At 68.6% G+C, this 17,540-nt stretch carries 18 protein-coding genes and 1 tRNA gene; 12 read left to right on the top strand and 7 right to left on the bottom strand.

The genetic code is table 11. From position 1 onward, the window contains the following. The first annotated feature begins 110 nt into the window (after window positions 1-110). From ACLF6J_RS13200 to ACLF6J_RS13180, 5 genes are all read left to right on the top strand, one after another. Window positions 111-1,181 (top strand): aspartate-semialdehyde dehydrogenase, encoded by a 1,071-nt coding sequence (locus ACLF6J_RS13200; protein WP_047521803.1) that lies wholly within the window; start codon window positions 111-113, stop codon window positions 1,179-1,181. Window positions 1,182-1,244: 63 nt separating this feature from the next. Then, window positions 1,245-2,717: a malate:quinone oxidoreductase gene (locus ACLF6J_RS13195; RefSeq protein ID WP_134351999.1), complete on the top strand. Its 1,473-nt coding sequence runs from the start codon at window positions 1,245-1,247 to the stop codon at window positions 2,715-2,717. A gap of 9 nt (window positions 2,718-2,726) precedes the next feature. Beyond that, on the top strand, window positions 2,727-3,380 hold the full coding sequence (locus tag ACLF6J_RS13190; RefSeq protein WP_047521800.1) for a thymidine kinase: 654 nt from the start codon (window positions 2,727-2,729) through the stop codon (window positions 3,378-3,380). Window positions 3,381-3,590: 210 nt separating this feature from the next. Next, entirely contained in the window at window positions 3,591-4,313 is a 723-nt protein-coding gene (locus ACLF6J_RS13185; protein ID WP_134351997.1) for a FadR/GntR family transcriptional regulator, read from the top strand. A 10-nt stretch (window positions 4,314-4,323) separates the two neighbouring features. Beyond that, window positions 4,324-5,583: an alpha-hydroxy acid oxidase gene (locus tag ACLF6J_RS13180; RefSeq protein ID WP_134351995.1), complete on the top strand. Its 1,260-nt coding sequence runs from the start codon at window positions 4,324-4,326 to the stop codon at window positions 5,581-5,583. A 32-nt stretch (window positions 5,584-5,615) separates the two neighbouring features. Here the strand turns inward: ACLF6J_RS13180 and ACLF6J_RS13175 are convergent, their stop codons facing one another. From ACLF6J_RS13175 to ACLF6J_RS13150, 6 genes are all read right to left on the bottom strand, one after another. Continuing rightward, on the bottom strand, window positions 5,616-6,458 hold the full coding sequence (locus ACLF6J_RS13175) for a DUF1295 domain-containing protein (protein WP_134351993.1): 843 nt from the start codon (window positions 6,456-6,458) through the stop codon (window positions 5,616-5,618). Between the two features lie 53 nt (window positions 6,459-6,511). Beyond that, window positions 6,512-7,267 carry an HAD-IIB family hydrolase gene (locus ACLF6J_RS13170; protein WP_134351991.1) on the bottom strand — a complete coding sequence of 252 codons (756 nt, stop codon included), beginning with the start codon at window positions 7,265-7,267 and terminating at the stop codon, window positions 6,512-6,514. Then, on the bottom strand, window positions 7,264-7,740 hold the full coding sequence (locus ACLF6J_RS13165; RefSeq protein WP_134351989.1) for a VanZ family protein: 477 nt from the start codon (window positions 7,738-7,740) through the stop codon (window positions 7,264-7,266). Before ACLF6J_RS13165 ends, ACLF6J_RS13170 begins: the two co-directional genes overlap by 4 nt. Before the next feature lie 66 nt (window positions 7,741-7,806). Then, window positions 7,807-7,883: transfer RNA gene (locus ACLF6J_RS13160), tRNA-Pro, on the bottom strand. A 56-nt stretch (window positions 7,884-7,939) separates the two neighbouring features. Then, a complete protein-coding gene (locus ACLF6J_RS13155) occupies window positions 7,940-8,881 on the bottom strand; it encodes a metallophosphoesterase (RefSeq protein WP_134351987.1) in 942 nt (313 codons plus the stop codon). Beyond that, window positions 8,872-11,433, bottom strand: a complete 2,562-nt coding sequence (locus tag ACLF6J_RS13150; RefSeq protein WP_244093484.1) for a transglycosylase domain-containing protein — start codon at window positions 11,431-11,433, stop codon at window positions 8,872-8,874. The genes ACLF6J_RS13155 and ACLF6J_RS13150 overlap by 10 nt, the downstream gene beginning before the upstream one ends. An 89-nt stretch (window positions 11,434-11,522) precedes the next feature. Between ACLF6J_RS13150 and ACLF6J_RS13145 the strand changes: the two genes are divergently transcribed. Then, entirely contained in the window at window positions 11,523-11,747 is a 225-nt protein-coding gene (locus ACLF6J_RS13145; RefSeq protein WP_047521785.1) for a hypothetical protein, read from the top strand. Then, window positions 11,744-12,202, top strand: coding sequence for a RidA family protein (locus ACLF6J_RS13140; RefSeq protein ID WP_134351985.1), 459 nt, complete (start codon window positions 11,744-11,746; stop codon window positions 12,200-12,202). The genes ACLF6J_RS13145 and ACLF6J_RS13140 overlap by 4 nt, the downstream gene beginning before the upstream one ends. 80 nt (window positions 12,203-12,282) lie before the next feature. Here the strand turns inward: ACLF6J_RS13140 and acs are convergent, their stop codons facing one another. Then, window positions 12,283-14,250 carry an acetate--CoA ligase gene (gene acs, locus ACLF6J_RS13135; RefSeq protein WP_131491406.1) on the bottom strand — a complete coding sequence of 656 codons (1,968 nt, stop codon included), beginning with the start codon at window positions 14,248-14,250 and terminating at the stop codon, window positions 12,283-12,285. A 402-nt stretch (window positions 14,251-14,652) separates the two neighbouring features. On the opposite strand from acs, the gene ACLF6J_RS13130 reads away from it, so the two are divergent. The 5 genes from ACLF6J_RS13130 to ACLF6J_RS13110 are packed head-to-tail and all read left to right on the top strand — an operon-like array spanning window position 14,653 to window position 17,520. Next, window positions 14,653-15,654 carry a TadA family conjugal transfer-associated ATPase gene (locus tag ACLF6J_RS13130; protein ID WP_134351983.1) on the top strand — a complete coding sequence of 334 codons (1,002 nt, stop codon included), beginning with the start codon at window positions 14,653-14,655 and terminating at the stop codon, window positions 15,652-15,654. Continuing rightward, on the top strand, window positions 15,648-16,550 hold the full coding sequence (locus ACLF6J_RS13125) for a type II secretion system F family protein (protein ID WP_208526475.1): 903 nt from the start codon (window positions 15,648-15,650) through the stop codon (window positions 16,548-16,550). The genes ACLF6J_RS13130 and ACLF6J_RS13125 overlap by 7 nt, the downstream gene beginning before the upstream one ends. 57 nt (window positions 16,551-16,607) lie before the next feature. Continuing rightward, the gene (locus ACLF6J_RS13120; RefSeq protein ID WP_047521780.1) at window positions 16,608-16,805 is read left to right on the top strand and encodes a DUF4244 domain-containing protein; all 198 of its coding nucleotides are present in this window, start codon (window positions 16,608-16,610) and stop codon (window positions 16,803-16,805) included. Between the two features lie 14 nt (window positions 16,806-16,819). After that, window positions 16,820-17,191 carry a TadE family type IV pilus minor pilin gene (locus tag ACLF6J_RS13115; RefSeq protein ID WP_134351981.1) on the top strand — a complete coding sequence of 124 codons (372 nt, stop codon included), beginning with the start codon at window positions 16,820-16,822 and terminating at the stop codon, window positions 17,189-17,191. Next, window positions 17,191-17,520, top strand: a complete 330-nt coding sequence (locus tag ACLF6J_RS13110; protein ID WP_134351979.1) for a helicase — start codon at window positions 17,191-17,193, stop codon at window positions 17,518-17,520. The genes ACLF6J_RS13115 and ACLF6J_RS13110 overlap by 1 nt, the downstream gene beginning before the upstream one ends. Window positions 17,521-17,540 lie beyond the last annotated feature (20 nt).

Genomic DNA, 17,540 nt, shown 5'->3' with positions numbered 1-17,540 from the left:
CGGCACGGTAGACTCACCGAAACCCTGACACCGGCGCCAGGCGCAGCATCCACATCCCGACGCCGCGCCCGAAGCCTCGTACGCAGTACCGCACGACGCCAAGGAACATCATGACCCGCATCTCCGAATCAGGACTCTCCGTCGCCATCGTCGGCGCCACCGGCCAGGTGGGCACCGTGATGCGCGAGATTCTCGCCGAGCGGTCGTTCCCGATCCGCGACCTGCGGCTGTTCTCATCCGCACGCTCCGCGGGCACAGCCATCGAGTTCGGCGGCGCGACCGTCATCGTCGAAGACGTCGAGACGGCGGATGCCTCGGGCATCGACATCGCCCTGTTCTCGGCAGGAGCCACCGCGAGCCGTGCCTATGCGCCGCGTTTCGCCGCCGCCGGCGCCGTGGTCGTCGACAACTCCAGCGCCTGGCGGATGGACCCCGAGGTTCCCCTCGTGGTCAGCGAGGTCAACCCGCACGCGATCGACGATCGCCCCAAGGGCATCATCGCGAACCCGAACTGCACCACCATGGCGGCCATGCCGGTACTGAAGGCCCTCGACGCCGAGGCCGGCCTCGAGCGTCTCATCGTGTCCACCTACCAGGCGGTCTCCGGCTCCGGGCTCGCCGGCGCCCAGGAGCTCCTCGGCCAGGTCGAGGGAGTGCTCGCGCAGGGCGACACCCTCCGCCTCGTGCACGACGGTTCGTCCGTCGATTTCCCGGAGCCCGAGAAGTACATCGCTCCGATCGCCTTCGACGTGATCCCGTTCGCCGGCAATCTGGTCGAAGACGGGGACAACGAGACGGACGAGGAGAAGAAGCTCCGCAACGAAAGCCGCAAGATCCTCGAACTCCCCGATCTCCGGGTCGCGGGCACCTGCGTGCGTGTCCCGGTCTTCACCGGTCACTCCCTCTCGATCAACGTCGAGTTCGCCCGTGCTATCTCGCCCGAGCGTGCGCGCGAGGTCTTGAGCGCGGCTCCCGGCGTGGTCCTCGACGAGGTCCCCACGCCGCTGCAGGCTGCCGGCAAGGACCCCAGCTTCGTCGGTCGCATCCGGGCCGATCAGTCCGCGCCGGAGGGCAAGGGGCTCGTGCTGTTCCTCAGCAACGACAACCTCCGCAAGGGAGCCGCACTGAATGCGGTGCAGATCGCCGAGGTCCTCGCGGAGCGTCTCGCCGTCGTGCGCTGATCTCTTCGCCGCGGACACCGTCGCATGGTCCGCGGTGGCGTGCCCGCGAACTAGACTGGTTCGGTGACTGAAAACGTCGATGTCGTCCTGATCGGCGGTGGCATCATGAGCGCCACCCTGGGTACTCTGCTGCACGAATTGCAGCCGGAGTGGAAGATCGTCGCCTTCGAGCGACTCTCCGATGTGGCCCAGGAGAGCTCGAACCCGTGGAACAACGCCGGCACGGGTCACGCCGCCCTGTGTGAGCTGAACTACATGCCGCAGCAGGGGGATGCCCCGCTGGACCCCGCCAAGGCGGTGTCGATCAACGAGCAGTTCCAGCAGAGTCGCCAGTTCTGGTCGTCGCTCGTGGACCGCGGTGTGCTCGATGCGCCGTCGACGTTCATCAACGCGACTCCGCACATGACGTTCGTCCGCGGTGAGAAGGATGTCGCCTACCTCAAGGCACGCTACGAGGTGCTCAAGGAGCAGCCGCTGTTCGCGGGCATCGAGTACAGCGAGGACTCGCGCGTCATCAACACCTGGGCGCCTCTGCTGATGCAGCAGCGCCGCAAGGGCGAGCCGTTCGCCGCGACCCGCGTTCCCGCAGGAACCGACGTCGACTTCGGCGCGCTCACCCACCAGCTCTTCGACCACCTCACCGAGTCGGGCGTCACGCTGCGCACCAACCACGAGGTGCGCAGCCTGAAGAAGCAGAAGGACGGGACCTGGCTGGTCAAGTACCGCAACAGCATCGGCCACACGCCGAACGAGGTCAAGGCGCGCTTCGTGTTCGTCGGCGCCGGCGGCTGGGCCCTCAAGCTCCTGCAGAACTCCGGGATTCCCGAGATCAAGGGATACGGTGTCTTCCCGATCGGCGGACAGTTCCTCAAGACCACGAACCCGAAGATCGTGGCGCAGCACAAGGCGAAGGTGTATTCGCAGGCCTCGGTCGGTGCGCCGCCGATGTCGGTCCCGCACCTCGACACCCGCGTCGTCGATGGGGAGTCCTCGCTCATGTTCGGGCCGTTCGCGACGTTCAGTCCGAAGTTCCTGAAGAACGGATCGATGCTCGACATCGTGTCGCAGGTGCGGGCGCACAATCTGCTCCCGATGCTGCAGGTGGCGGTGAAGAACCCCGACCTCATCACCTACCTGGTGGGCGAGCTGCTGAAGAACCACGCCAAGAAGGTCGACAGTCTGCGGACCTTCATGCCGACGGCGAAGGATGAGGACTGGACCCTCATCGACGCCGGGCAGCGTGCGCAGGTCATGAAGAAGGACCCGCAGAAGGGCGGCATCCTGCAGTTCGGCACGGAAGTGGTCTCGTCTACGGATGGCTCGATCGCCGGGCTCCTCGGTGCCTCGCCCGGCGCGTCCACGGCGGTCCCGATCATGCTGGGTCTGTTGAAGACCTGCTTCCCGTCGGAGTACCCCGGTTGGGAGCCCGAGCTTCGCGCCCTGATCCCCACGTTCGGCCAGAAGCTGAACACGGATCCGGCGCTCGCGGAGGAATCCACGGAGGCGACCGCCGCCACCCTCGGCATCAACGCCTGAGTCCGACCCGTGGCGAAGCTCTACTTCCGCTACGGCGCGATGAACTCCGGCAAGTCGACCGCCCTGCTCCAAGCCGCGTACAACTACGAGGAGCGCGGACAGCACGTGCTGCTCGCGAAGCCGGAGATCGACACCAAGGGTGCGGCCGAGATCGAGAGTCGGCTCGGCGTCACCCGTCAGGTCGACTTCCTCGTCGGGCAGGCTGACGACGCCCGCGAGCTGTTCACCCAGCATCGTGACCGCCTCCGTCGTTCCACGGATGAAGAACTGCTCCCCGGCGGGCCCGTGGATGTGGCATGCCTCCTCGTCGACGAGGCACAGTTCCTCACTCCGTCGCAGGTCGACGATCTTTTCCGGATCGCTGTGGAGGACGGCGTGCCGGTGATGGCATACGGCATCCGGAACGACTTCCTCACGCACGCTTTCCCCGGATCCGCGCGGCTGCTCGCGATCGCGCACTCGCTCGAGGAGCTCAAGACCATCTGCCGGTGCGGGCGGAAGGCCGTGTTCAACGGCCGGGTGGTCGGCGGGCGCTTCGTCTTCGACGGCGATCAGGTCGCGATCGACGAGGGCGCGGTCGGAACGGCTTCCCCCGAGCTGACGACCTACGAGTCGCTGTGCGGGACGTGCTACCTCGACGAATCGGGTGGGCGCCTGGGCTGAGCCCCCTCCCGGGCCTGCTCCCGCGGTGGTTTCGCCGCCTCGTCGCGTTCACAACTCCGCAGATCCTCGACCGGATCCTGCGGTGACGCCGCTCCGCAGGGTGTTCCGTGAATTCTTTGCGGAGTTGTGAACCTGAACGAACCCGAGGCTGCCTGTGTTGCGTGGTCTGACCACAGGAGGATACGCTGTGGTCAGACCACAGGAGGATCGATGAGTGAACAGCCGGCGCGCGCCTGGCAGCTCGTACTCGAACACATCGAGCGCGACCTCCTCGACGCTCGTCTGGGCCCGGGGGACAGGCTCCCTTCGGAGCGTGACCTCGCGAGCGAGCTCGGTGTCGGGCGCTCCAGCGTCCGTGAGGCGTTCCGTGTGCTCGAGGTGATGGGTCTCATCCGCACCGCGACAGGCTCGGGTCCGCAGTCCGGTGCCATCGTCATCGCGACCCCGACCGGAGGGATGTCCGCGCTCCTCCGGCTGCAGGTCGCCGCACAGGGCTTCCCGTTGGACGACGTGGTGCGCACGCGCCTGGTGCTCGAAGACGCGGTGGTGACGGCTCTCGCCGCATCCGCAGATCGCGACACGACACGCGCGCACCAGCTGCTCGAGGCGATGGACGCGGCAGGTCTCGCTGCCGCGGAGTTCCTCGCCCTCGACGCCCAATTGCATCTCTCCCTCGCCGAAGCCAGCGGCAACACGGTCATCGCCGCGATGATGGCGGGCCTGCGTTCATCCATCGAGTCCTACGTGCAGGCGGGCGTCGCCGCGATCCCCGACTGGGACGCGATGGCGGAGCGGCTGCGATCCGAACACCGGGCCCTGGTCGCCGCGATCGACGAGGGCGATGGCGATGCCGCTCGCACTCTCGTCCATTCGCACATCACCGGCTACTACACGTCCGCGGGGCTGACCCGCGACCTCCATCCCCTGAACTGAGAGGCACACCATGGTGCAGCGCCAGCTCCCGAATCCCGTCGAACTCCTCGACCTCATGAAGTTCAAGAAGCCGGAGTTCGACGGCCGCAAGCGCCGTCTCGATGCCGCGCTCACGATCGACGATCTTCGTCTGATCGCCAAGCGCCGCACGCCCAAGGCGGCTTTCGACTACACCGATGGCGCCGCCGAGGGCGAACTCTCGCTCTCGCGCGCCCGGCAGGCGTTCCAGGACGTGGAGTTCCACCCGGGCATCCTGCGGCCCGCTCCCGACGTCGACACGAGCGTCGAGATCCTCGGCGGCCCCTCCGCGCTGCCCTTCGGGATCGCGCCCACGGGCTTCACCCGGTTGATGCAGACCGAGGGCGAGGTCGCCGGTGCCGGAGCCGCCGGCGCTGCGGGCATCCCGTTCACGCTGTCCACCCTCGGCACCACGTCGATCGAGGGCGTCACGGTCGCCAACCCGCATGGGCGCAACTGGTTCCAGCTCTACGTCATGCGCGACCGGGAGATCTCGTACGAGCTCACCCGCCGCGCCGCCGCGTCCGGCTTCGACACCCTCCAGTTCACAGTGGACACCCCGGTCGCGGGTGCCCGTCTGCGGGACAAGCGGAACGGCTTCAGCATCCCGCCGCAGCTCACGCTCGGCACGATCATCAACGCGATCCCGCGGCCGTGGTGGTGGTTCGACTTCCTGACGACTCCGAAGCTGGAGTTCGCCTCCTTGAGCACCACGGGCGGAACGGTCGGTGAGCTGCTGGACGCCGCGATGGACCCGACGATCAGCTACGACGATCTCGACGTGATCCGTGACATCTGGCCAGGGAAGATCGTGATCAAGGGCGTGCAGAACGTCGAGGACTCGGTGCGCCTGCGTGATGCGGGAGTCGACGGCATCGTGCTCTCGAACCACGGCGGACGACAGCTCGATCGCGCGCCGATTCCGTTCCATCTCCTGCCCGAGGTGCGACGGGCCGTCGGCGACGACTTCACGGTCATGATCGACACCGGCATCATGAACGGTGCCGACATCGTCGCCGCCGTGGCGCTCGGGGCGGACTTCACCCTGATTGGGCGCGCGTACCTCTACGGCTTGATGGCCGGCGGGCGCCAGGGGGTCGACCGGACGATCGCGATCCTGCGCAGTGAGATCGAGCGCACGATGCGTCTGCTGGGGGTCTCCTCACTTGCGGAGCTCGAACCGGGACACGTCACTCAGCTCACGCGCCTGGTGCCCGTGGCGAGGGCGGCTGCGGACGCGCGCACGCGCTGAGCGGGAGTGGCGGGGCGCCCCCCCGGACAGGCTCAGGCCTGCGGGGCGACGGCCCTGCGGTGCGGCGGCCACGGCACCAGCATCGACGTCGTACGGCGATACTCGGCGTAGGCCGGATACTTCGACGCGGTGATCGACTCGGTGAAGACCGTCGAGCCGATGAAGAGCACCGTCAGCAGGGCAGGGCCGATGATCGTCGGATTCAGGACGCCACCGAGCACACCCGCGCCCGCCGCAGTGGCGGCCGTCGCACCGATCGCGTAGAGGGCCCACCACTGTGCCTGCTCGAAGAAGAAGTTCGGGTGTCGGCTGTAGCGGAACAGCCCGGTGGTCGCGAAGCCGGGGGAGAGGGAGCCGCCCGCCTGCTTCTTGCGCTGATGGAAGGCCCACTGCTGCTGGTCGGCGATGGTCTCGCCGACCAGGAAGGCGAGGAACGCCGCGATGAAGAGCGCGTCCCACCCCGTGAGCGCCGAGGGCTTCTGCGCGGCGACGAGGGCCGGCAAGGTGATGAGGACGAGCAGTGTCATCTGATAGCCGATGATGAACAGCAGGTTGAAGATCTGGAACTGCCAGGGCCGCATGCGTGCGCGAAGAATCGCCCAGCGGTAGTCCTCCATGCCCGTGTAGCCGCCCTTGCGCGCGAAGTTGAAGGTCAGGCGGGCTCCCCAGGCGGTCACGAGCACCCCCATCAGCACGACGCGCGCCGATCCGTCGCCCTGTGCGAAGGCACCGGCGACGAAGATCCACACGTAGGCCACGGGCACGATCGACCAGGCACGGTCGACCCACGAGGTGTCGCGGGTGGCCAGGGACAGGATCCAGCAGGCCGCGCTGGTGGCCGCGGCGACGATGATCACGATCAGCAAGGCGTCCATGTCGCCATGCTAGGGCCACGCGGTGACGTCGCGCCGTGCGACACCGCGGCGGCTCAGAGCGAGCGCAGGAGCTCGTCGAGCTTGTCGGCGGTGTCTTCCCAGCCGTCGACGGCGACAGACGGCACGCCGATGGCCAGCACCGGGTAGTCGTTCCCGCCCTCGTCGAGCCGGTCGCCGTAGAACAGCATGTCCGTGAGAGGGATCCCGGTGTGAGCGGCGAGCTGCGTCATCCCGAAGGCCTTGTCGATGCCGGCGCGGGTGATGTCGATCGAGGTCGATCCGCCAGAGCGCACCTCGAGGCCGGGGAGGCGGGCGGCGACCGCATCCCGCAGAGCCGCGCGCTTCGCCCCGGTCGGATCCCAGTCGTGCTTGGCTTCGCGCGGGGCGCGCTGGCCCAGCGCGGAGAAGGTGATCTGAGATCCGCGGTCCTCGAGGATCTCGCCCCAGGGGTCCGCCTCCCAGAGCCCGAGACGCTCGGCCTCTTCGCGCAGAGCGGTCAGGGCCGCCTGCTTCTCCTCGTCGCTGAGGTCGTGCGCGTAGACGGGCACGAAGTCCGCCCCGTCGTGGCGCAGATACCGCGTGCCGCAGGTGGGCAGCAGATGGAGTCGTGCGAGCGCCGCAGGGTCCGCGTCACCGAGGCGGGCGACGACCTGCGAGCGGAACTGCGCCTCGTTGCCGCCCGAGATGATCGCGACGTCCACGGTGCGCAGCAGAGCCCGCAGCTGTTCGGCGATGCGCGGGTCGATCACTCCCTTGGACGGCGCGAGCGTGTCGTCGAGATCGAAGGCGACGAGGACAGGCGTGGTCATGGTGTCTCCAGCCTAGAAGGTGGGCGCGGGGAGGCTCGCGGCGCGAACAGCAGGGTGCACATGACAGCGAGGGCCACGCCGAACACGGCGCCCGTGGAGTTCGCCAGGACATCGGTGAGGGTCGCTGCACGATGGGGGAGTGCGAGGCGCTGAACTGTCTCGATCGCCAGGGAGAGCGCCGGTCCGACCAGCAGTGCGAGAGGCCAGACACGGCGGGGGAGCAGCACGAAGGCGAGTATGCCGACCGGGATGAAGACGAGGATGTTCGCCAGGATCTCGAGGCGGGTGAAGTCGAGCGACGCCCAGCCGAGGCGATGGGCCATGCCGAGGATCACGTCGAGCAGATTGGGCATCGTGTGTTCGACGCGGGAGGGCGTCAGCGTGAGCGCCGCGAGGACGAGGAGGAACGGGATGCCGAGGGCGAGAGCCCAGGCGCGGGTGAACCGGCGCGGCGGCGGGAGCAGAGACCCCATGCGTTCCCTTCGTGCGCGAAGCCGATACAGAGAAGGCCGCCCCTGAGGGCGGCCTTCCGGTGTCACTGGTCGGGGTGACAGGATTTGAACCTGCGACCTCTTCGTCCCGAACGAAGCGCGCTACCAAGCTGCGCCACACCCCGTTTGCAACCCTCCGAGTCTACAGGGAAATGCTCCGTGCGCCGAATCGAGACCGGGATCAGTTCCGGGCCGTGAGGGTGAGCAGCGTCGCCTCGGGGCGGCACGCGAAGCGGACCGGGGCGTAGATCGAGTGACCGCACCCCGCGCTGACGTTGAGCGGGACCGTGCGCCCGCCGTGCGACCAGGTGCTGAGGCCCTTGGCCTGTTTGAGCGGGATATCGCAGTTCGCGACGAGTGCACCGTATCCGGGCAGGCAGACCTGACCGCCGTGTGTGTGGCCGCCGAGGATCGCATCGGCGCCGAGGTCGGTGAATCCGTTGAGCACGCGCTGGTAGGGGGCGTGGGTGACGCCCAGCAACGGTGTCGCTGCGTTGCGCGGACCGAGGGCACCGATCGCATCGGGGAGCACGTCGAGGCGGTCCCAGTCCCGGTGCGCGTCATTCACACCGAAGGCGTCGACCACCGTGCCGGCGACCGCGAGGCGCGCTGCGGAGTTGTTGAGGTCGGTCCACCCCAGCTCGTCGGTGAAGTACCGGTCCATCGCCGCAGTGTCCAGCGGCGTCGGCTCATGATGCTTCTTCGACGGACCGAGGAAGTAACGCAGCGGGTTGCGCGGGGAGGGAGCGGTGACGTCGTTCGACCCGTGCACGAAGACGCCGGGGATACCGGCGAGCGGATCGAACGCCCGGCGGATGCCGGCGAGGCCGTCGAGGTGGCCGAGGTTGTCGCCGGTGTTGACGATCAGATCGGGCTTCAACTCCGCGAGCGATGCCAGCCAATCCTGCTTCCGATGCTGCCACGGCGCCATGTGCGCATCCGAGAGGTGCAGGATGCGGATCGGAGCTGAACCGGCGGGGAGGGCGGGGGCGGTGACCTCGCGCACCGTGAACAGGTAGCGCTCGATGCCGATGCCCCAGACGGCGGCAGCAGCACCGACGGCCCCCACCGCGCCGAGCGCGATGAGGGCCGGGTGGGCCGTGCGGCGCGAGGCTACTCGCACGTCACTCGCACGGCGGTGGACTTGCTCGTGGCGGAGCCGGGTGCCGGATCCGTGGAGCTCACGACAGCGTTCGGCGGGTTGCACGAGTTGTCGAAGTCGATCGACGTGAAGCCGGCGGCACCCAGCGCGGCCGCCGCGTCCGCACGGGACATCCCGGCCAGGTTCCCCGGAACCGTGGTCCCCTGCCCGTTGCTGGGGGAGATCGTCACGGTCGCGCCTCCTGCGGCCTGCCCGGAGGGATCCTGGGCGACGACGATGTTCGTCGGCTGGTCACTGTCGACAGCCGGCCCGTCGGTGACCGAGAAGCCCCGGCTCTCCAGCGTCGACCGCGCTTCGTCCATCGTCATCCCGACGACGTTCGGCACCTCGGTGAGCACCCGCCGGGTCAGGTTGTTGTCGGGGCGGGGGAAGGCGTCTCCGCCGTAGGCACCGTTGGCCGCAGCCTGCGCAGCCAACGCCAGCGGGTACCGCATGTTGTTGAGCTGGTAGTTCCCGGCCCACTTCTGGTAGATGTCGGACTGGCCCTTCCAGCGCCCGGCCCACACCGCAGTCGTGACCTTGGTGCTGGACTCGATCATCATGGTTGACCAGCGGTCGTGCGTTCCGGTCTTGCCGATGAGCGGCGTGCCGTCGAACGGGTTGGCGCGGGCACCGGTGCCGCCGCCGGACATCACACCCTGAAGTGCGTAGGCCGCGGTCGCCGCGACCTCCTTCGAGATGACGCCGTCGGTGCAGGACGACTTCGGGAGCTCGCGGTCCTTGCCGTCGGGGCCGACCACGCGGTCGATCGCGCGCGGCGTGCAGTACTTCCCGCCGCTGGCGACCGTGGCGTAGGCGTTGGCCATGGCGATCGGGGAGATGTTCTTCGGGCCGAGCACGTCGTACGGCACGTTCTCGTCCGTGACCTTCTTTCCGCTGGCGAGGGTGACGCCCATGCGGTCGGCGACCTGGTTGATCTCGCAGATGTCCAGCTTCGAGGCCATCGCGAAGTAGCCGCTGTTCAGGGACTGCCGGGTGAAGTCCATGACGCTCGCGGTGTAGCCGCCGCCGCCGCCGAAGTTGCCGATCTCCTTGGTGTTGGCGGTCTGCGGGCTCTCGCACACGGGGATCTTCAGGTTCGTCTGCACCCGGCCGTTGAGGACCTCGTTGACGGAGTGGCCCTTCTCGAGCCAATCGATCAAGGTGAAGAGCTTGTAGACCGAACCGACCTGGAACCCGCCCGAGTTGCCGTGCGTCGCGTCGCCGGCGAAGACGAGCGAGCTCTTCGCCAGGTCATCCGTGCTCGTCTCATCGAACTGCGTGTTCTGCGTGATCGACAGGATGCGTCCGGTGCCCACCTCGATCGACACTCCGGCAGCACCGAAGTAGTCGTTGTCGTAGTTGGCCGGCACGATGTCCTTCATCGCCTGCGCGGCGGGGTCCTGGATGCGGTAGTCCAGCGAGGTGTAGATCTTGAGGCCTCCGCGACGGAGCAGGTCTGCCCGGTCCTGCGGCTCCTTGCCGAACGCCTCGTCGTTCAGCACGATCGACTTCACGTACTGGCAGAAGTAGGCATTGGCGCCCGCGGAGGCGCAACCCTGCGTGGGCGGGTTGAGCGAGGGAGTGATCTCGGAGGCGTCGGCCTCGTCATACTGCGCTTGAGTGATCTTGCCATCCGCGAGCATGCGGCCGAGCACGTAGTGACGCCGATCCTTCGTGAGGGCGTAGCCGCTCTCGGCGGTGTTGAGCGCCTCGCCCTTCGAATTTGTGACGGTGCCCTCGGGCTTGTCGATGCGGTACGTGTTGGGGTTCTGCACGATGCCCGCCAGCGTCGCCGCCTGCGCGACCGTGAGCTTCGCCGAGGTCGTGTTGAAGTAGTAGTTGGCCGCGGCCTCGATGCCGTAGACCGTTCCGCCGAAGTTCGCGATGTTCAGGTAGCCGAGGAGGATGTCGTTCTTCGAGAAGTCCTTCTCGATCTGGATCGCATAGCGCATCTCCTGGAGCTTGCGCTCGATGCCGTCGGCGCCCGTCGCGTTGGTCGCGTCCTTCCAGCACTGCTGCAGATCCTCGTTGTGCGTCTCCGAGGTCGTGTCGACCTTCTGCTCGCACTCCTGGATCAGCACGTTCTTCACGTACTGCTGGCTGATGGTCGATGCACCGCGGCTGGAGGTGCCGCGGACGTTGTCGATCAGCGCCTTCACCGTCGCGCCGACGTTGACGCCGCCGTGGCTGTAGAAGCTCTTGTCCTCACTGGACAGGATCGCGTCGTAGAGCACCGGGGAGACCTGCTCGTAGGTCACGGGCACACGATTCTGCTCGTAGAACGACGCGAGGGCGACGTTCTTGCCGTCGGGCGTCGTGGCGTAGATCGTGGACTGCTCCATCGGCGTACCCGGGTTGAGGTTCTCGGGCAGCTGGTCGAAGAGCGTGAGGGCCTGGGTGCCGGCGAGGCCGGTCATCGTGAGGACGGGCGTGACGCTCGCTGCGACCAGGAGTCCGGCGACGGCACTCAGCCCGACGAGCCCGACGAGTCCGCCGAGCACGCCTCTCACCGTGCGATTCTTTTGGGGCATACGCTTGATCGTAGGGGAGTTCCCTGAATACCGCCTTTGACGAGCCCGACGCGGAATCACGGCGTCGCGCCCCGATCGACAGGAGTGCCATGACCACGTGGGAGTACCTCACCACGCCGCTGCTCATCCACAACACCGCCGCGATCCTCAACAACTGGGGCAAGCAGGGCTGGGAGCTCGTCCAGGTCGTGCAGGGCCCCGAGGGTGGGCTCGTCGCCTACCTCAAGCGCCCTGTCACGGCCGAGGCTTCTGCCAACGCCGGCCTCGCGGCGGCGGAACAGGCCGCCCGCCAGTTCGAGGGGGAGCAGGCATGACCGTCGCTTCCCGCCTGGCCGAGCTCGGCATCGAGCTGCCCGCGGTCGCCGCACCGGTGGCCGCCTACGTGCCCGCGGTCGTGCACGGCGGGCTCGTGTACACCTCGGGCCAGCTGCCGTTCATCGAAGGCGCGCTCCCCGCTGTGGGCAAGGTCGGTGCGGAGGTCTCCGCCGAGGATGCGAAGACCTACGCGCGGACTTGTGCGCTGAACGCCCTCGCCGCGGCAGCGGATGCCGCGGGTGGACTCGACCGCATCGCCGGTGTGCTGCGCGTGGGCGGATTCGTCGCCTCCGCCGAAGGCTTCACCGGGCAGCCCGGGGTCATCAACGGTGCCAGCGATGTGCTCGGCGAGATCTTCGGGGATGCTGGACGCCACGCCCGCGCAGCCGTCGGCGTCGCGGAGCTTCCCCTCGGCAGCCCGGTCGAGGTCGAGGTGGCCTTCCGCCTCGCTTGACCCGCCGCCCCTCCCGCGTGCGGGATCGAAAACGCGCCTCCCGGAAGCCCGGGAGGCGCGTTTTCGATCTTTCAGGGGGCTTACTTCACCTGGGCCGAGATGATGCTCATCACTGCGGTGTCGGCGAGGGTCGTCGTGTCACCGACCTCGCGGCCTTCGGCCACATCGCGCAGCAGACGGCGCATGATCTTGCCGGATCGCGTCTTGGGGAGTTCGCCGACGATGTAGACGTCACGCGGACGCGCGATGGCGCCGATCTGCTCGCCGACCCACAGCCGCAGCAGCTGGGCGAGTCCTGCGGGCTCATGCGCCGCGAGGTAGCTCTCCTTGATGATGACGAACGCCACGACGGCCTGCCCGGTGGTCTCATCCGATGCCCCGACCACGGCGGCCTCGGCGGTGGCTTCGTGCGCGACCAGCGACGATTCGATCTCGGCGGTGGACAGGCGGTGGCCCGACACGTTCATGACGTCGTCGACGCGCCCCAGCAGCCACAGGTCGCCGTCCTCGTCGAGGCGGGCCCCGTCTCCGGCGAAGTAGTAGCCCTGGTCCTCGAACTTCTCCCAGTAGGTTTCGCGGTAGCGCTCCGGGTCGCCCCAGATTCCGCGCAGCATGCTCGGCCAGGGCTCCGTGATGACGAGCAGGCCGCCGTTGCCGTTGCCGACTTCGACACCGCTCTCGTCGACCACATCGATCGAGATCCCGGGCAGCGGCACCTGGGCGGACCCGGGCTTGGTCTCGGTGACGCCGGGGAGGGCGGAGACCATGATCGCTCCGGTCTCGGTCTGCCACCAGGTGTCGACGATCGGGGTCTTGCCTGCGCCGATGACGTCGCGGTACCACATCCACGCCTCGGGGTTGATGGGTTCGCCGACCGAGCCGAGCAGGCGCAGCGACGACAGGTCGAACTTCTGCGGGACGCTGCGGCCGATCTTCATGAAGGAGCGGATCGCGGTCGGCGCGGTGTAGAAGATGGAGACCTTGTACTTCTCGATGATCTCCCACCAGCGGCCGGGGTGCGGGGTGTCCGGCGTGCCTTCGTAGAGCACCTGGGTCGCACCGTTCGCGAGCGGGCCGTAGGCCACGTAGCTGTGCCCGGTGATCCAGCCGATGTCGGCCGTGCACCAGAAGACATCGGTCTCGGGGTGCAGGTCGAAGACATACTTGTGCGAGTACGCCGCCTGGGTGAGGTAGCCGCCGGAGGTGTGCAGGATGCCCTTCGGCTTCCCGGTGGTGCCCGAGGTGTACAGGATGAAGAGGGGGTTCTCCGCCGGGAACGCCGATGCGGTGTGCTCGGACGACGCTGCGGGGACGACGTCGTGCCACCAGACGTCGCGGCCCTCGACCCAGTCGACGTCGTTCTCGCCGCGCTTGACGACCAGCACGTGCTCGACGGTCTGCTGCTCACCGTCGCCCCGATCGGCCAGTGCCTGGTCGACCGCGGGCTTGAGCGCCGAGACACGGCCTTTGCGGTATCCGCCGTCCGCCGTGATCACCAGCTTCGCCCCGGCGTCGTCGATGCGTGAGCGCAGGCTGTCAGCGCTGAATCCGCCGAAGACGACCGAGTGGATGGCACCGAGACGCGCGACCGCGAGCATCGAGGCGATCGCCTCGGGGATCATGGGCAGGTAGATCGCGACGCGGTCGCCCTGCCCCACTCCCAACCCTTCGAGCACGTTGGCGACACGCTTGACCTCGTCGGTCAGCTCGGCGTAGGTGATCCGGCGGGAGTCGCCGGGCTCTCCCTCCCAGTGCAGCGCGACGCGGTCGCCGTTGCCGGCCTCGACGTGACGGTCGAGGCAGTTGTACGCCACATTCAGCTCGCCGTCGTCGAACCACTTCGCGAACGGCGGATTCGTCCAATCGAGCACCTGCGTGAACGGCTTGTGCCAGTGCACGAGTTCGCGGGACTGCTCCCCCCAGAAGGCCTCGCGATCAGCCGCGGCGCGCTCGTACAGCTCCGGCGAGGAGATGGTCTGGGCGATGAATTCCTCCGACGGCGGGAATCGCCGGGTCTCATCGAGAAGGTGGTCGATCTGGCTGCTCATCGGCAGGCGCTCCTTTGCGGCATTCGGTCGTTCGAGCATGGTCGTGGGGTGGACGACCAGGTCAGGGTGAATCTATCCCCGCGGACTCCCCTCGCATACTGCCGAAAGTCGGTAGTGGTTTCGGTTTTGTGAGGACGGTTGCCTTGCGTACACTCGACGACAGCCGAAATCTCATTCCGGCCTTGGTGCGCCCGATTCCCCCGATCGTGGCCCACCGTGGGCGGCATCTCATTCCCCCCGTGAGGTGTCGCCCATTTCGTTTGGGAGCGCTCCCGCGTGATGGCTCCCGCGATGCCCGATCGACTCCTGCACGGGCGGTGGCGGATGGCACTTCTACACAGGCCTCGCTCCGCCCGTACTGGACCACGTTCTCGTGCCGGGGGCGCCGCCTAGCGTCGCTGTATGCCCGATTCGTTCGTCATCCAGCCCCGGGGAGCGGCCTCCGCCCGGACGGACTCCCTCCTCGACCCTCTGCACCTCGATCCCGCGTTCGGTCCCCTTCTCGCCCACATCGACGACACCGTGACCGATGTCTTCGTGAACGGCACGGCCGGGCTGTTCGTCGACCGCGGCAGCGGCGCGGAACCGGCGACGCAGTGGCGGGCCTCCGAGCGAGAGGTCAGGGATCTGGCGGTCGCTCTCGTCGGTCTTGGCGGACGACACCTCGATGATCAAGCGCCGTGCGTCGACGTCCGTCTCGCTTCCGGCATCCGCGTGCATGCCGTGCTCGCGCCGGTCTCGACGACGGGAACGGCGCTCTCGATCCGCATCCCGAGGGTGCGCGCGGCGGACCTCGCGGCGCTCGCCGCCCTCGGCGCCTTCGACGCGCGCCAGCAGGCCTGGCTGCTCGGGCTCGTCGCCGACCGGGCGAACATCCTCATCACCGGGGGCACCGGAACGGGAAAGACGACGTTGCTGTCCGCGCTGCTCTCCGAGGTCCCGCCGACCGAGCGCATCGTCACGATCGAGGATGTGGCGGAGTTGCGTCCCCGGCACCCGCACCACGTCGCGCTCGAAGCCCGCCAGGCGAATCTGGAGGGGGCGGGCGGGATCACCCTTGCTCGCCTGGTGCGGGAGTCCCTGCGTATGCGGCCCGATCGGCTGGTGGTCGGGGAGTGTCGAGGGGAGGAGGTGCGTGAGTTGCTCAGCGCGCTCAACACCGGGCACGACGGGGGAGCGGGCACGATGCACGCCAGCGGTCTGCGCGACGTGCCCGCCCGACTCGAGGCGCTCGGTGCGCTCGCGGGAATGGATGCCACCGCGCTCGCACGGCAGGCGGTGAGCGCGTTCTCCGTGGTTCTCCATCTCGATCGAACCCCGGATGGCGTCCGTCGGATACGCCAGGCCGGTCGCCTCGTGCTCGTGGCCGATCGCCTGGATATCGAGGAGGTGTCCCCGTGGTGATCCGACTCAGGCAAGCGCACCGCAATGAGTCGGCAGGCGCCGCGGAAGCCGCGACATCGGTGCAGACGCTGGCGGTGCTGTTGCAGGCGGGCGCGGTTCCTCTCACTGCGTGGCGACATCTCGCAGGCACCGGCGACCCGCATGCGGTGGCCGTGGTCGGGCGGGTCGACGAGGGCGTCCCTCTCCTCTCGGCGATCGAAGCCGAGCGGGGGGCGTGGACCGATCTCGCAGCCGCGTGGGAGATCGCGACGACCGTCGGCGCACCTCTCGCGGAGGTGCTCCGGATCATCGCGGAGTCGCTGCGCGATGCCGCCTCGGCAGCCGACGACGTCCGCATCGCCCTCGCGGAACCCGCCGGAACAGCCCGTCTGCTGCTGTGGATGCCGCTCGCGGGGCTCCTTCTCGGATTCGCGCTCGGCTTCGACACCCTCGGCGTCATCGTCGGCAACCCCCTCGGCGCCGGGTGCGTGGTCGTGGGCCTGCTCCTGGTGCTGGCGGCGCGACAGTGGACGAAGGGACTTCTGCGGCAGGCGAAGCCAGCGCCGGGCACGCCAGGGATGCGCGCGGAACTCGTGGCCGTCGCGCTCGCCGGAGGAGCGTCCATCGACCGGGCGCTTGCACTCGTGGACGACAGCTCCGCTTCCGGAGGGAGTGACGAGCGGATCCGCGCCGTGCTCGATCTGTCCCGAGCGGCGGGGGTGCCCGCGGTGGAACTGCTCCGCGCGTCCGCGGCGCAGGACCGCCATGCCGCTCGGGTCGGAGGCCGTCTCCGCGCGGCGAAGCTCTCGACACGACTCCTGATCCCTCTCGGAGTGTGCACTTTGCCGGCGTTCCTCCTGCTCGGTGTGGCCCCGATGCTCCTGAGCGTCCTGTCATCGACACCCTTGCCGTTGTGATCGCCCGCGTGGCGATCCGTCCTCCATGCGAAACATCTCAGAGAAAGAAGGAACACCATGACGACCATTCCCCGACTCGACCGGCGCAGGGCGGCGATGCTGTTCGGCGACGACACCGGTGCGGCCACAGCGGAGTACGCGATCACGACCATGGCGGCTGTCGCGTTCGCCGGTCTCCTCGTCGTGATCATGAGATCCGATGAAGTCCGCGGCATCCTGACGGATCTCGTGCGGCGCGCCCTGACCGTGTCGTGAGGAGCCTGCGGATCATGGCCCGGCGGCGACGACGGACGACATCGCTCATCGCCATCGGGGGAGAGCGGGGATCGGTCGCGGCAGAGCTCGCGCTCGCCGTGCCCGCTGTGGTGCTGGCGCTGCTGCTGGGCGCTGGTGCGCTCGGAGCGGCGTCGCGTCAGGTCGCGCTGCAGGATGCGTCGGCCGATGCCGCTCGCCTGCTCGGTCGGGGAGAAGGACTCGGCGCCGCGGAGGGGGTTGTGCGTGCGGCGGTCCCCGGCGCCGGGGTATCCGCGTCGCGCCGCGGTGAGCTCGTGTGCGTCACCTCGTCGGTGGAGGTCTCGTGGGGTGCGGCGGTGCGGGTGCCCCTGCGGGCGTCGAGCTGCGCGCTCGACGGAGGACTCTGATGGCGGGCACGGCGCTCGCTGCGGGTGTCCTCGCCGTGGCGGCCGCGCTGTCCCTCGGCTTGGCGGCGGTGGCCGGTGCTTCGGTGACGGCGCAGCGGGCGGCGGGCGCTGCGGATGCCGCGGCACTCGCTGCGGCCGATGCCGCCAGCGGTGCCGTGCCGACCTCGGCGGAGCCGTGCGCCCTCGCCGCGACGGTCGCGGAGGCCGCCGGTGCCGACCTCACCGGATGCGTTCTGGAGGGCTTCGTGGCGACCGTGGAGGTGCAGGCGGCGTACGCTGGACTCGCAGCCGTCTCCCGAGCCCGTGCCGGGCCACCCGAGGGACAGTGACGGCCGCGCGACCTCGCTCA

Source organism: Microbacterium sp. IO18, from assembly GCF_049099505.1.
GTDB lineage: Bacteria > Actinomycetota > Actinomycetes > Actinomycetales > Microbacteriaceae > Microbacterium > Microbacterium aurugineum.
Note: the sequence above shows the minus strand (reverse complement) of the source record. Positions and strands in the feature narration are given on the sequence as shown.